The following is a 13,207-nucleotide window of genomic DNA, read 5'->3' as shown; positions in this document are numbered from 1 at the left end:
CTTATTTAATTACGCTCGTGTATCGTATTTTCCAGTTGATGTGTTGATGACAATTTTATCCCCTTGATTGACAAACAATGGTACTTGTAGTTTGAATCCGGTTTCGACAACACAATCTTTTGTTGCACTTTGAGCGGTATTACCTTTTACTGCTGGATCAGCTTCTGTTACAGTGAGAGTCACTTTTTCAGGAATATCAACCCCTAAGATCTCTCCTTCAAAACTGATGACGTTCACTTCCATTCCTTCAACGATGAAATTTAGTTGATATTCAATTTGGGCAAAGGGAATTTCAATTTGTTCATACGTTTCATTGTTCATAAACACATAGGTGTCTCCGGCGGAATAGAGATACGCCATTTTATTTTTATCGATATGTGCGGTTGCTACTTTTTCACCAGCACGCCATGTTTTGTCAATCACCGCACCAGTACGTAAATTACGAAGTTTACTACGAACAAACGCACTACCTTTCCCAGGTTTTACATGTTGAAATTCAATAACGCTCCAAAGGTTGCCATCACTTTGGATTGTAATCCCTGTTTTAAAGTCATTTGTTGTTATCATGTTTTTCACTCCTAATCATAGATAATATTATAAACAAAAAACCCATTTTTGTCTAGAATATAAGCGAATTCTTTCTTATATATAACATATAACTAATAAATATACAACAAGATATTAAAATTGACAAGCATATAATTCGTGGTTATAATCTATGTGAGGAGTGATTGTATGGACTGGATTCAAATTATTATCGCCATCGCTGCCGGGTTATTACTTGGATGGTTTTTAACACGAAATCGAAACATTGATTACACAAAGATACACACGATTAACGAGACTGATTTTAAAAACAATATGCGCAAAGGGCAACTGATTGACATTCGTAAAAAAGAAGCCTATGAAGCGGATCGAATTAAAGGTGCTCGTCATTTCACAGTTAAAGAGTTAACGCATAAGTACACCAAAGTACGCAAGGATTTATCCATTTATCTCTATTGTGACAATGGTCGAAAAAGCAAGCGAATCGCTCGTAAATTGGCCAAGAATAATTTTAGCGACATCTATATTTTAGAAGGTGGATTTGATAATTTAACCACTTAAAAACGCACAATGTGCGTTTTTTTTTAATAATATGCAATATACCCGTCACAACGAGTTTCGGTACCCGCAAGATAATGGTTTCCATGTTTCAATATAATTTGTCCGCGTCCAAATCCACTAGAACGAACATCCAGCTTGATCTGATGACCTTTCAATTGTAATTTCTGGGCGACATACGCCTCAAATGAGTTTTCTAATGCAACTTCCAATCCCTTATCCCAACGGAATCTGGGAGCATCGAGTGCTGCTTGGGGGTTCATGTTAAAATCAATTAAGTTCATAACGACTTGAAGGTGTCCTTGGGGTTGCATAAACCCACCCATAACTCCAAAAGGTCCGACTCCTTTTCCGTCTTTCATTAAGAAGCCGGGAATAATGGTATGATAGGTTCGTTTTCGTGGTTCTAATTTATTGTGATGGCTCTCATCTAGTTTAAAGGTATGTCCACGATTTTGCATTGAAATACCCGTCCCATCGATGACGATACCACTCCCAAAGCCCATGTAGTTACTTTGAATAAACGATACCATGTTCCCTTCGTTGTCTGCCGTTGCCAAATAGACAGTGCCACTACTCGCATAGTCGATCGGTTGATGCAGCAATGCCTTGTCTGTGATATCTTTCTTCCGCCATGCTACGTAGTCATCACTTAGTAAAAATTCTGGATTCATCTTCATGAACTGTGGATCCGTGACGTATTGTAAAGTATCACTGAATGCGATTTTAATCGCCTCAATTTGCTTGTGATAGGTGATGATATCCCCATATTGAAGCGTTTCATCCTTTAATATATTTAGCGCCATAAGTGCTGTGATTCCCTGACCATTTGGGGGAATTTCACAAACGTCATATCCTTTATAATGAACGTGAATCGGGTCTACAAACTCACTATCAAATTCTGCCAAATCATCTGCATCAATAAATCCATTGTATTGTTTCATAAATGAGACAATCTTCTTCGATAAGTCTCCTGTATAGAAACTATCCGCATTCGTTTTACCTATCTCTTCCAACGTATCCGCAAGATCATTACTTTGAAATATATCACCGGCTTTATATAGTTGACCATTCTTGGTAAACACATCAAAGAAATGCTTGTACTCATCGGTTTTATTGCGATCTCGATACCGTTTAATTGCATGTTCAAAATAGAAGCCCACGGTTTCGCTGATGGCGAACCCTTCACGAGCATAGCGAATGGCCGGTTTTAAACAATCATAAAGAGATAAATTCCCAAATTTATCAATTAGATTGGCCCATCCTTTTGGTGTTCCCGGAACGGTAATTGGAATTACTCCTTGGGCTGGCATTTCATCATATCCACGAGCCTTTACAGCATCGATTGATATATTTTGACTACTCCATCCACTACTATTCATCCCATAGAGTTTATCCTTAAAATAGACCAAGGCAAAATTGTCGCTACCAATCCCATTACTGCATGGTTCGACAACGGTTAGTGCAGCTGCTGTAGCAATGGCGGCATCAATCGCATTTCCACCTTGTTTTAGGATTTCCATTCCAGCTTGTGCAGCCAATCCTTCACTGGTTGCTACAACGCCGTTTTTCGCGTGTACACTTTGTCGTTTACTAAAAAATGGGTTATTCATAACATCACTCCTATATGATTCATAGACGGCGTTTTGATATGTCTATTATAGCCTTTACAAAACTAGAAAACAAGAAACACTTATTCAAAAAAGACCATTGCTGGTCTTTTATAGTTACGCGGTAATATCTTTCTTTTTATATAGTTGCCAAGAGGCAATGATGGTAACGGCAATAACAAGTACCGATATCAGTAAATAAAGCGGTTCAATTTTCTTTTCATTGACAATCGTAACAGCATTCACATACTCATAAGGTGTAATGTATTTTAAGTTCTCTGCTTGGTCGGTTAATTTACTGATTAAATCCACAACATACATTCCAATGACTACACCTAAGGAGACACTGATGACTTGACGGGATTTGGTGATAAAGATACTTACCAAAAACGAAATACTAGCAAAGATGAGTTGCGCTAGGAGTGGTGCAAAAGAGAACAACAACCATTTCGCGACATCAAGAGTGCCAAATATGCTAAATGCAATTAACAAGATAATGGAAATAAACGCATTTAGTATCGTTAGGTTAATGACAACAACAATTGCTTTACCAAAGACAATATGATCACGACTGATCGGTTTTGCGAGTAAGAATTCAATTGTCTTATCATCTTCTTCTTTGGAGAGAATCGATCCCCCAAGGATTCCAGCGTAGCTACCACCTATTAACATCGTAAAGAGATATCCTTCGACACCAAACCAGCCATAAATTTCGGACATCACAAGTCCACCTTCACCCATACCAAAGGCTTCAAGAAAGGCTTCGGGGTATACACTGAGAAGTTCTTCTAATTGCGAGAATGCATCTTTAAATGCTGGGAACATGGCGAGCATTAACGCTGCTAATCCACCAACGATTCCACACCACATTAAGAGGCTTTTAAAATTCCGTTTAAACTCTACTTTAATGAGTCGCTTCATCGGTATCCTCCTTCTCATAATAATGCATGAAGATTTCTTCTAACGTGGGTTCTGTTATCGTAATATCGCTAATATCTAATGATTTGATGAGTTCTAATAACTCTGGTACTTTTCCTGTAAACACAAAGGTAACAGTCCCGTTGATCTGTTTGATATTGGTAATATATTTATTGCTTGGGAGGGTTGATGTTGTTTTTAGTCGTACTTTTTTGGCCCGCGTCTCCATGATGTCTTCCACGGTCTCCACTTTAATGACTTTTCCTTCTTTTATGATTCCGACGCGATCGCATATTCGCTGAACTTCACTTAAAATATGCGAGCTAAAGAATACGGTAACACCTCGTTTTCGTTCTTCTTCGACAAGACCGAAAAACGTATTTTGCATCAAGGGATCGAGACCACTTGTTGGTTCATCCAAAATCAAAATTTTAGGACGAGCTGCGAGGGCTTGGATAATCGCCACTTTCTTCTTGTTCCCAAACGATAATGCGTCCATCCTGCGGGATGTATCCAATTCCAGTTTGTCAATTAAATACTGGAGATATTCCCGATCAATCTCCCCATGAAATCCAACCGCATAATCCAAGAAATCTTTTACAATCATATCACCATAGAAATGAACTTCACTGGGGATGTATCCCACTAATTGTCGGATTTCGACGGTATCCTTGATAATATCTAAGTTATTAATTGTTGCGGATCCACTTGTCGGGAAAATCAGATTCAATAACGTACGAACGGTTGTACTCTTCCCGGCTCCATTGGGGCCGATAAAACCAAAAATTTCACCTTCTTTAATGTCCAAGGAGACATCCAATATACCACGGGCATTCTTGTTGTAGTATTTGGTTAATGCTTCTAACTTAATCATGGTATTCCTCCTTATATAAAATACATCTTAAATACTGTGCTTCTCGATCTAAATAGGTTTTTATATCCTCCTTTGACATCACGTGAATCCGATTGATGATGTCATTAAAGGTTTGTTGCATATAGCGGCTGGCAACGCGAATATTTGCTGTCATATCTGAATGTAAAAACATCTCAGAAGCAATGTTTTCTTCAATGAAACGACGACCGTACTCTTTGCTGTCTTCAAGGTGAATCGTTTCCAAAAAGGAATTGTTGTCATCGCGATAGACCTTCATCAAGAACTTATCAAAAAATTGATAGTCATGATAGGCCTCTACTTTTATCATGTAACTAGCGATTAATCGATTGATGTAATCTCGTTCCATTAGCACACTGCTATCGATTAAGCGTTTGGTAATCACATTGATTCCAAATTGATAGAGATACGTGTATAAATCTTCTTTGTTCGCAAAGTAGTGATAGAACAAGCCTTTGGGAATTCTACTCCGTTGTAAAATATGATTCAATGACGCTCGTTTATATCCATGAGTGGCAAATTCTTCAAATCCCGTGTTGATTAGATCGTTTTTCCGTGAATCGGTAAAATCATCAAACTTGTGAATACTATCACCTCCTATTCTCAGGATAGACCACTTCGGTCTATTTGTCAATAAAAAAATAGAGATGTGTGCCATCTCCATTTTTTTTCACTCTTCTGTAAAGGTGGATGGTGTGATTTCAAACGGTGTTTCAACCGCATAATTTACACCCTCAACGATTGCTTGTTGATCGGTATCCGTAATACCTTCTGGTTTGTATGTGATCTCGTTAATGGAGAAACCAGTGATCTCCTTAAACCAGGTCAAACCAGCAATGTAACGTCCTTGATCATAGGATAAGTGAAACCCATCACGTGTGAGGGTATCGCCAATATAGGATGTCCGTACATTTTGGATTGCGGTTCCCGATGGAATAATCAAATCAAACCGTTCATCGGGAACGATTTTTGTTTGAACGGCGTTAATAATCGCATTGTACATCGTCATCTGATCGTTGTCATAATTGACGAATCCTGAATGATTGGATGTTGCTTGGTAAGCCCAGGTCATGTGCCACATGATCCGTACGTTTTTATTTTGGGCATGTTCAAAAATAAAATCGATTAATGTCGTAATATCGTCATTATAGGTTTCAGCGCGACCACTGTCATAACTAGCTTGCTGAATCGAGATTAGATCCCATTCTTGTTCGGTAATTCCTTGTTCAATTGTATACGACGAATGATACGCCCAGTATCCTTTCGTATTGTCATAATAGCGATAATCTCGAGCTTCGGTTTCAATCATTTCCACATGAGTGGACAATGGGGCTCCGCCAATATACAAGTATCCTAAAATAATTTCTTCGACACCATAATCATCGGCAATGTGATACAAGTATTCCATCGCATCTTCGGTAAAGCTGTTTCCAATCCCAAGTATACGTAATTGTTTGGTAAAATCAATGTCTCGTTTCATAATTTGCACCTCTAAGTAATACGTTTTGTCGCCACCAGAAAACTCAATCCATTTCGTCCCCAACTTCAATGGTGTAAGTGACAACTCATAATCGTCCGTTACATCAATCGTAATACTACTGTTTTCACTACTAATCGGCGTAACAGTGTCCCCCTCAACAACAACCTCACGAGCGACAAAATCACGAGCCATGGAACGGGGTACTGTCAATTGCATCATCGTTGTTTCATCTGGGTATATCGTTGCGATAAAGGGATCATCAAGTGGTCCTGGCCCAATTGTATTTTCAATGGTAAAGATGGTATCATCTTTACAACTGGTCAATAGAAATAATACGACAAAAAGCATACTCAACATGATTTTCTTCATGGTTTATTCTCCTAAACTTCTAGTGTATTCTTCGCCATATAGCGCTTGGTATCTTTTGACGAGGCTTTCGATGAACGCGTGGGTTTGTGGTGCATGCTCCAGCAAATACGTATTGGAGCTTTCGCTATCGTAATAATACGCGAACGACTCCGCGAAATATTCTTCTGGATAATCCATGTAATCGTCTCCAGGAAAAATCAACTCTTTTTCGGCGAAATGAATACTTAAGAATTCTTCTTCAAATGACAATCCATACAATAACACCAAATCTATCGAATGCCCAAACTCATGCAATACAATGTTTACAGAGCTTCCGGAGTATCCAATCTTAACAGTCATTGGGAAACAACAAACGCCTGGGATTTGATCAAATGTCACGTCATGACCTCTGGCATCTACTCCTTTTAAATCAAAATTATCATAGGCCTCAGTAACATACCCATCGACAAAAACATAATTGTCTTCAGTCAGATATGCGCTACCGACAATCAACTCGGTATCGACCTTTGCCACTTCAAGAATCATTCGATTTGTGATGACGGCATTTGTTTGATCATAAGGTAAATGAATGATGTCTTTTAACGCATCAAACAACCGATCATCGCCAACTGTTTCACGCAAACTCTCGGGGATATCTCGATACGTACCGACACTAATCGGGTCAATCCCAAATGGTCGCGTTCCAAGTCCCTCTCCCAAATCGTATGAACCGGCGACATAATAGGTGTAGTCGACACCCTCTTCTAATCCGGTAAACTCAAAGGAGTTCCCCCCATTTTCCAACTCAATCGTGTCGACCAACGTATCCTCTTGATAGAGATAGGCAAACAACGTGTCAAAGGAGTCCATAAAATCGAGAACACTGACATTAATTCCAACACGATCGTAATATTCGTATGTATAGGACGACATAATCCCAGGTCGACGATTCCCAACTATGACGGTTCTAGTAACCGGAGTTGCTACATTCCCAGACGAATCCACTGCGGTATAGGTAATATCATAGGTACCATATTCTTCGGTATTCACTTCACCACTGATGGTAACAATTAAATCGGAGTCGACATCATCAGTAACTTCAGCTCCATACTCATAATAATGATCCCCGACAACAACAATAACTTCATCACCACCGAGTAATGTGATGATGGGTGGAGTCGTATCCTCTTCTTCAATGATTGGTGGATCTTGTTCTAAACCCTTGTCAGGATTACACGCGACGAGAAGCCCCATCAATAGTAAGAGTGTAATAATCGATAATTTCTTCATACCATGTTCCCCCTAAAATATCCTATAACCAGTCTACCATAATTATTGAAATTATGCACCCTTAAATCAACCAATCTTGCATCTTATTGAAACAAAAAAAAACACCTTAATAGGTGTTTAATTACTTGATGATGTATCCTTTTTGTTCCAGTCCTTTCCATGACCGTAACCGGTGCAACAACGGCGATGGTAAAATCGACTCTTCACCAATGATTTTGCATGCTTCTTTACCCTGTTCAAAATGGGTAATGATATATGGATCTGCGAGTGCCACAGTTCCTAGTGCAACAAGATCATATCCGTGTATTAATGCGTCTTCTGCATTGTCCATCGTATTGATACCACCGGCACCAATCAAACTCACACGTCCTTGAACAACGTTTTGGATGGCATCAACAATGACACGTTTATCCGCTTGATCGCGTATGCTGGTATTTTTGTAATATCCTTGGGATAAATGGATATAATCAATATCTTTGTGACATAATTCATCGACCAAACGCAAGGTGTCATCCAGCGTAATACCAGGGTCTTCTCGTTCTTCTGGACTCAAGCGATATCCAATAATAAATTCTGGTTTTCCATAGTTTTGTTTGGCTTCGATCACGCGATCCACCAAACGTAACGGAAAGGTTAGGCGTCGTTGCAAAGACCCACCAAATTCATCGTCACGACGATTGGAATGTGGGCTAAAGAATTGTTGGATAAGGTAGGTATTTGCGCCATGTAGTTCAATGCCATCAAATCCAGCTTTGATGGCCAAGATTGTCGCATTCACAAATTCATCGATTACATCGTGGACTTCACTAATCTTTAGTTTTCTTGGTGTCGCCGCATACTCACGATCGGCTTTGATCGCAGAAGCACTGACAATATCTTGATTTGGATACAGTCCTGGTTTATTCATTCGTCCACCATGATGAAGTTGAATCACCGCAAGCGCTCCTTCTTGTTTGATGCTGTTAGCAAGTCTTGTCATCGAGTCCAAATACCGTTCGTCACGAATCGATATTTGATGTTCAAATGCTTGGGCATTTTTACTGACAGCTGTAGCCGCGGTAATAATCATCCCAAATTCTTTGGCACGACTGTTGTAGTATACTTCTTCTTCTGTAGATAGCGTTAAATCTTGATTGGAACTATACGTGGTCATGGGCGCAAGGGCGAAGTGATTTTTCATCGTTGCTCCATGGGGAAAGGTATAGGGTTTAAAGAGTTGTTTTTTCATCAATATCACCTCTTCTAGATTATAACATTTATAATTTAAAACAGGAAATAAAGTACAAAAAAAATCCATCAACGATGGATTTATTGTTCAAGGTTATAACAACGCTGTTTCAATTCATCGAAAAATGCTTCCCGATCCACTGGTCCAATATACGTTGTTCCCCGAATATAGCCCTTATTATATTCTTTAATCTCAATTCGTTTTGCGGTCATCGCCATACTGCTTAAAAAGTTGGTACAAAGCCGAATCGAACGGATACTGTCATAGGGTATTCGTTGCCTGAAAATATGCATTTTTATGATGAGCTCATCATCTCCTAATTCAATGTACCCAATGAAAAACGGGAAGATAATTAAACTGGTCACGAGAATACTAATGATCAAGAACAAATATTCATCAGCCGGTACCACAAAGAAAATAGGAACATACATGAAGACAACCGCAATTAAAATCAGTCGAATCCACCAATCTACTTTATGTTTATAGCGCATGAGATCACTCCTTGTAACTACCATTCAAATAGCGACACATTTCATACAGGACAAATTGATGTCGGATATCGGTGAAATTATAGGTTACTCCTTCATAGTCAAAACTAAAACTGTGACGCATGGTGTTTACGGGATACTTGATGTATTCCAACTCAAAAACATGGGTGTCCATACCATTGGAAACGGTTATTGTCTGGTCTTTGTAATACACGGTATAAGTTCCGTATGATTTATTTTTTAATTTCGCGGTGTTTACTATATTAAACGTAACCGGAAAGGAAAACTCACTTGCAATGACCTTGTCGATGTGTTGATATTGAAAATGGTTGTAATCAACTAGATTATCAAAGGTATTGCCTTCAATGAACTCGTACTCATTGATTGTACCTATGGTGCCACAGTCATCGCAGACAATGTCATGACCTTCGCCATGAACAGTTAAGATTCCCCCACAGTTATTGCAATAATAGACTAGACGCTCGATTCCTTCCGCACGTTTTTTACGGCGAAAATCAATCATCTGTTCTTTTTGCCATTCGTAATCGTTATTATAGATGGCGGCTTTCACACGTTTATTGATGTCCGCCACGGATAACTGTTTAAGTTCATCAACGGTGAACAAGGTCGATGTTTTGGTATGTAGAATCCCTCTGGTACTAAAGTAATCGGCCCATCGTGGTTGGGAGATGTACCCACCTTGTTGTTTGATTAAAATAACGTCAACACCGGTACGTTTTAATAGTTTACCAGTCGATGTGTAAATATCGAGTGTTTCGCCATAAAAGGTATTGTCTCCTTCTGGAAACAACCCAATCGCATACCCTTGTTTTAAGGCGTTGAAAATTCGTTTTGTTGCTTTGTATTCATGCTTGCCAACGCGTTTCATAATTGCCCGTGCAAGGTGTTTCATACCTATTTTTTTACTAAAATCCAAGAAGGCAATTTCTGTCGCGACAAACCGAATGTTTTTTTTCATATGACGCGAGACGACAAAAGCATCCCAGGTATTGAAATGATTGGAAATCAAGATAAATGGTTTATGTGATTGTTTGATGACTGGACCTTCGTGAATAATCTTAATTTCACGACGCATTAAAACATACACAATTGGCCGGATAAAAAACAGGGCAATATCACTAAATATATCCGCTACCGAACGTTTCATAAAACACCTTCTTTTCGTAAGAGTTCAAGCGCGTTTTGGATGGTGTTATCGAATTGTTGTGTATCGACATCAATCCAATGAACAGGAAATTGGTGTTCAAAGAATGTGTATTGTTTTTTGGCCAAGTTTCGCGAGTGTTGTTTAATCGCTTCCACAACCTCTTCCTTGGTTGCCGTCCCATTCAAATAGGGAATCCATTCTTTGTAGCCAATTGCTTGTTTCGCGGTTTTTGATAATCCCTTATGATAGAGGTGTTTCATCTCTTCTTCCAATCCCATTTCCATCATCTGATCGACCCGGTCATTGATCCGTTGATACAAGGTTTGGCGATCCAGTTTTAAACCAATAATGATGAAATCATATAGTGGTACGTCTTTGTTGGTATTATCCCCAACTTTGTTCGTATCGCTACGGATCAGCGCTTGAATCACGCGTTTACGATTATTTGGATGAATTTTATTCGTTGCTTTTTTGTCTTTTATTTCTAGTTGTGCATACAGTTCTTCGTTACTGCAAGATTCATATTGAGCAGCTAAATCGGGATCTCTTTTGGCATCGGTAAAGTCGTAATCATAGAGGACACTTTTAATATAGAGTCCTGTTCCACCAACGATAAGAGGCGTTAATTCTCGTTTTTGAAAATCAGTAATTTTGTCACGAACCATCGATTGGAAGACGGCAACACTAAACTCTTCTTTTGGATCGAGAATATCCAGCAAATGATGGGGGATTCCCGCCATTTCCTCAGGGGTAATCTTTGCGCTTCCGATATCCATACCTCGGTATACTTGAATACTATCGCCACTAATGATCTCCGTGTGTAATTCTTGTGCAAGGGCGATGGACAAAGCCGTTTTACCAACCCCTGTCGGACCGACAATCGCAATGATCATGATTGAATCCGTTTAAATAATTTTTCGATTTCTGAAACCGTAAAATGAATGATTACCGGACGGCCATGTGGACAGGTATAGGGGTTTTCACAATTGGATAAATCTTGAAATAAAATCGTAATTTCTTTCTCATTAATGAACTTATTGGCTTTAATCGAGTGTTTGCACGACAGGTTCTTTGCGAGCGAATCACGAACATCCGTAATCGTAATGTCGCGTCCTTCTAAAATAAATTTCGCAATTTCTTCGGTATAACTAAGTTCGTAATTTTCCGGGAACCAATTGGGAACCGTATAAATATCTATTCCTTGATAATTATTTGGTTTCGCGGTAATGCCGAATGAAGTGAAGGCATCCAAGTGATCATTCAATTGCAGGACTTCGTGATTCGATAGATTCAAGGTCATAGGAATCAATAATTCTTGAACCTTTGTCTCTACTTCACCAAATAAGCGACGATAGCGTTCATAGCGAATTCGTTCTGCTGCCGCATGTTGGTCGACGATATAGAGTCCTTCTTCATTCTGTGCCAGTAAATAGGTTCCCATGAACTGGCCAATGTACTCGAGTCGTGGTAATTTTCGAGTCTCCTCAACAACAAGTTGTTTGTGTGGTTGTGGAGGTGGTGTTTCTGCTTGTTTTTTCTTTGTCAATGTATTCAAATAATTGACAAAATCTTCCTTAACAAGGGATGGTTGTTCTTCGGTTTTTAGATTTAACGTTTCATATTTATAGGGTTGTTCCACCGGTTTCTTTTCCACCTTTGGAATCAATGATTGTTGTTTTAGTGTCTCTAGAATCGTCGAAGTAACCAATGATAATAACATCCGCTCTTCGGTAAATTTCACTTCCAGTTTCTGTGGATGAACATTGACATCAATCAATAATGGATCAAGGTCGATTTTTAAGAATACAATCGGATACTTGCCAATTGGTAGATAGGTTCGATATCCTTCGGTTACCGCTTTGATGAGTTTGTTGTTCTTAATCATCCGGTCGTTGGCAACAATCGTTATATGGTTTCTTGTTGAACGTGTAAATAGCGGTTTCGTTAGATATCCACTAATCGAAAAGTAACTATTTTCATTGGCAAACGGAACCATTGCTTTGATGATATCGATATTATAGATGTTGGACAACACTTGTAAGACATCCTTGTTTCCATTGGAGCGAAACAAGACACGTTGATCATTGGTTAATGTGAATTTAATCTCAGGATGGGACAAGGCGATTTTATTCACATAATCAACGATATACGACAACTCTGTTGTTGTTGCCCGAAGATGTTTTAAACGAGCGGGTGTATTGTAAAACAAGTACCGCACGGTAATTGTTGTTCCTTGTTTTGGTGCGTATTCACCTTCTTCTTGGAGTTTTCCTTTTAAGTAGAACAGACGGTGGCCAACACCTTCAAAACTACTGATCATTTCAAAATGGGACACACTGGCGATGCTTGGTAATGCTTCTCCACGAAACCCCAGTGATTGAATATGAAATAAATCGTGTTCAGTTTTGATTTTTGATGTGGCGTGCCGGGTTAAGGCCATTTTCATATCCTCAGGACTCATCCCTTCTCCGTCATCAGTAACTTTAATTTCGTTCAACCCAGCATCCTGTAAATCAATCTGAATAGTCGTACTATTCGCATCAATGCTATTTTCAACAAGTTCTTTGACAACACTTGCCATATTTTCAACAACTTCACCAGCAGCGATAAGGTTGCTTAATTTGTCTGTTAATTGGATGATTTTACCCATAAATAAAACCTTCTTTCGTTGTTCCTATTAT

The 13,207-nt window shown here is 39.0% G+C and carries 13 protein-coding genes; 1 reads left to right on the top strand and 12 read right to left on the bottom strand.

Going from position 1 to position 13,207, the window contains the following annotated elements:
- Window positions 1-9: 9 nt before the first annotated feature.
- Window positions 10-567, bottom strand: a complete 558-nt coding sequence (efp, locus tag G4Z02_RS07875; RefSeq protein ID WP_258877467.1) for an elongation factor P — start codon at window positions 565-567, stop codon at window positions 10-12.
- Window positions 568-735: 168 nt separating this feature from the next.
- On the opposite strand from efp, the gene G4Z02_RS07870 reads away from it, so the two are divergent.
- Entirely contained in the window at window positions 736-1,107 is a 372-nt protein-coding gene (locus G4Z02_RS07870) for a rhodanese-like domain-containing protein (RefSeq protein WP_258877466.1), read from the top strand.
- Between the two features lie 23 nt (window positions 1,108-1,130).
- Here G4Z02_RS07870 and G4Z02_RS07865 read toward each other — a convergent pair whose 3' ends face one another.
- The 11 genes from G4Z02_RS07865 to mutL all read right to left on the bottom strand — a co-directional run bounded on the left by G4Z02_RS07865 (window position 1,131) and on the right by mutL (window position 13,176).
- Window positions 1,131-2,717, bottom strand: coding sequence for a gamma-glutamyltransferase family protein (locus G4Z02_RS07865; RefSeq protein ID WP_258877465.1), 1,587 nt, complete (start codon window positions 2,715-2,717; stop codon window positions 1,131-1,133).
- A 114-nt stretch (window positions 2,718-2,831) separates the two neighbouring features.
- Entirely contained in the window at window positions 2,832-3,635 is an 804-nt protein-coding gene (locus G4Z02_RS07860) for an ABC transporter permease subunit (protein WP_258877464.1), read from the bottom strand.
- Window positions 3,619-4,506 carry an ABC transporter ATP-binding protein gene (locus tag G4Z02_RS07855; RefSeq protein ID WP_258877463.1) on the bottom strand — a complete coding sequence of 296 codons (888 nt, stop codon included), beginning with the start codon at window positions 4,504-4,506 and terminating at the stop codon, window positions 3,619-3,621. Before G4Z02_RS07855 ends, G4Z02_RS07860 begins: the two co-directional genes overlap by 17 nt.
- Window positions 4,499-5,188 carry a TetR/AcrR family transcriptional regulator gene (locus G4Z02_RS07850; protein WP_258877462.1) on the bottom strand — a complete coding sequence of 230 codons (690 nt, stop codon included), beginning with the start codon at window positions 5,186-5,188 and terminating at the stop codon, window positions 4,499-4,501. Before G4Z02_RS07850 ends, G4Z02_RS07855 begins: the two co-directional genes overlap by 8 nt.
- 6 nt (window positions 5,189-5,194) lie before the next feature.
- Window positions 5,195-6,373 carry a DUF4886 domain-containing protein gene (locus G4Z02_RS07845; protein ID WP_258877461.1) on the bottom strand — a complete coding sequence of 393 codons (1,179 nt, stop codon included), beginning with the start codon at window positions 6,371-6,373 and terminating at the stop codon, window positions 5,195-5,197.
- Window positions 6,374-6,376: 3 nt separating this feature from the next.
- A complete protein-coding gene (locus G4Z02_RS07840; protein WP_258877460.1) occupies window positions 6,377-7,642 on the bottom strand; it encodes an anthrax toxin lethal factor-related metalloendopeptidase in 1,266 nt (421 codons plus the stop codon).
- A 121-nt stretch (window positions 7,643-7,763) separates the two neighbouring features.
- Window positions 7,764-8,870 (bottom strand): NADH-dependent flavin oxidoreductase, encoded by a 1,107-nt coding sequence (locus G4Z02_RS07835; protein WP_258877459.1) that lies wholly within the window; start codon window positions 8,868-8,870, stop codon window positions 7,764-7,766.
- Window positions 8,871-8,950: 80 nt separating this feature from the next.
- Entirely contained in the window at window positions 8,951-9,361 is a 411-nt protein-coding gene (locus G4Z02_RS07830; protein WP_258877458.1) for a PH domain-containing protein, read from the bottom strand.
- 4 nt (window positions 9,362-9,365) lie between these two features.
- Window positions 9,366-10,526: a lysophospholipid acyltransferase family protein gene (locus G4Z02_RS07825; protein ID WP_258877457.1), complete on the bottom strand. Its 1,161-nt coding sequence runs from the start codon at window positions 10,524-10,526 to the stop codon at window positions 9,366-9,368.
- Window positions 10,523-11,419, bottom strand: coding sequence for a tRNA (adenosine(37)-N6)-dimethylallyltransferase MiaA (gene miaA / locus G4Z02_RS07820; protein ID WP_258877456.1), 897 nt, complete (start codon window positions 11,417-11,419; stop codon window positions 10,523-10,525). The genes G4Z02_RS07825 and miaA overlap by 4 nt, the downstream gene beginning before the upstream one ends.
- A complete protein-coding gene (gene mutL, locus G4Z02_RS07815) occupies window positions 11,416-13,176 on the bottom strand; it encodes a DNA mismatch repair endonuclease MutL (protein ID WP_258877455.1) in 1,761 nt (586 codons plus the stop codon). The genes miaA and mutL overlap by 4 nt, the downstream gene beginning before the upstream one ends.
- Between the last annotated feature and the right edge of the window lie 31 nt (window positions 13,177-13,207).

The organism is Candidatus Xianfuyuplasma coldseepsis (assembly GCF_014023125.1).
GTDB lineage: Bacteria > Bacillota_I > Bacilli_A > Izemoplasmatales > Izemoplasmataceae > Xianfuyuplasma > Xianfuyuplasma coldseepsis.
This window is presented reverse-complemented; position numbering and strand designations above follow the sequence as displayed.

Excerpts from the sequence above, each read along its gene's own strand:
- G4Z02_RS07835 (WP_258877459.1), bottom strand. The coding sequence starts at position 8,870 with ATGAAAAAACAACTCTTTAAACCCTATACCTTTCCCCATGGAGCAACG.
- G4Z02_RS07850 (WP_258877462.1), bottom strand. The coding sequence starts at position 5,188 with ATGGAGATGGCACACATCTCTATTTTTTTATTGACAAATAGACCGAAG.
- G4Z02_RS07830 (WP_258877458.1), bottom strand. The coding sequence starts at position 9,361 with ATGCGCTATAAACATAAAGTAGATTGGTGGATTCGACTGATTTTAATT.
- G4Z02_RS07870 (WP_258877466.1), top strand. The coding sequence starts at position 736 with ATGGACTGGATTCAAATTATTATCGCCATCGCTGCCGGGTTATTACTT.
- G4Z02_RS07865 (WP_258877465.1), bottom strand. The coding sequence starts at position 2,717 with ATGAATAACCCATTTTTTAGTAAACGACAAAGTGTACACGCGAAAAAC.
- G4Z02_RS07855 (WP_258877463.1), bottom strand. The coding sequence starts at position 4,506 with ATGATTAAGTTAGAAGCATTAACCAAATACTACAACAAGAATGCCCGT.
- mutL (WP_258877455.1), bottom strand. The coding sequence starts at position 13,176 with ATGGGTAAAATCATCCAATTAACAGACAAATTAAGCAACCTTATCGCT.
- G4Z02_RS07825 (WP_258877457.1), bottom strand. The coding sequence starts at position 10,526 with ATGAAACGTTCGGTAGCGGATATATTTAGTGATATTGCCCTGTTTTTT.
- G4Z02_RS07860 (WP_258877464.1), bottom strand. The coding sequence starts at position 3,635 with ATGAAGCGACTCATTAAAGTAGAGTTTAAACGGAATTTTAAAAGCCTC.
- G4Z02_RS07840 (WP_258877460.1), bottom strand. The coding sequence starts at position 7,642 with ATGAAGAAATTATCGATTATTACACTCTTACTATTGATGGGGCTTCTC.
- efp (WP_258877467.1), bottom strand. The coding sequence starts at position 567 with ATGATAACAACAAATGACTTTAAAACAGGGATTACAATCCAAAGTGAT.
- G4Z02_RS07845 (WP_258877461.1), bottom strand. The coding sequence starts at position 6,373 with ATGAAGAAAATCATGTTGAGTATGCTTTTTGTCGTATTATTTCTATTG.
- miaA (WP_258877456.1), bottom strand. The coding sequence starts at position 11,419 with ATGATCATTGCGATTGTCGGTCCGACAGGGGTTGGTAAAACGGCTTTG.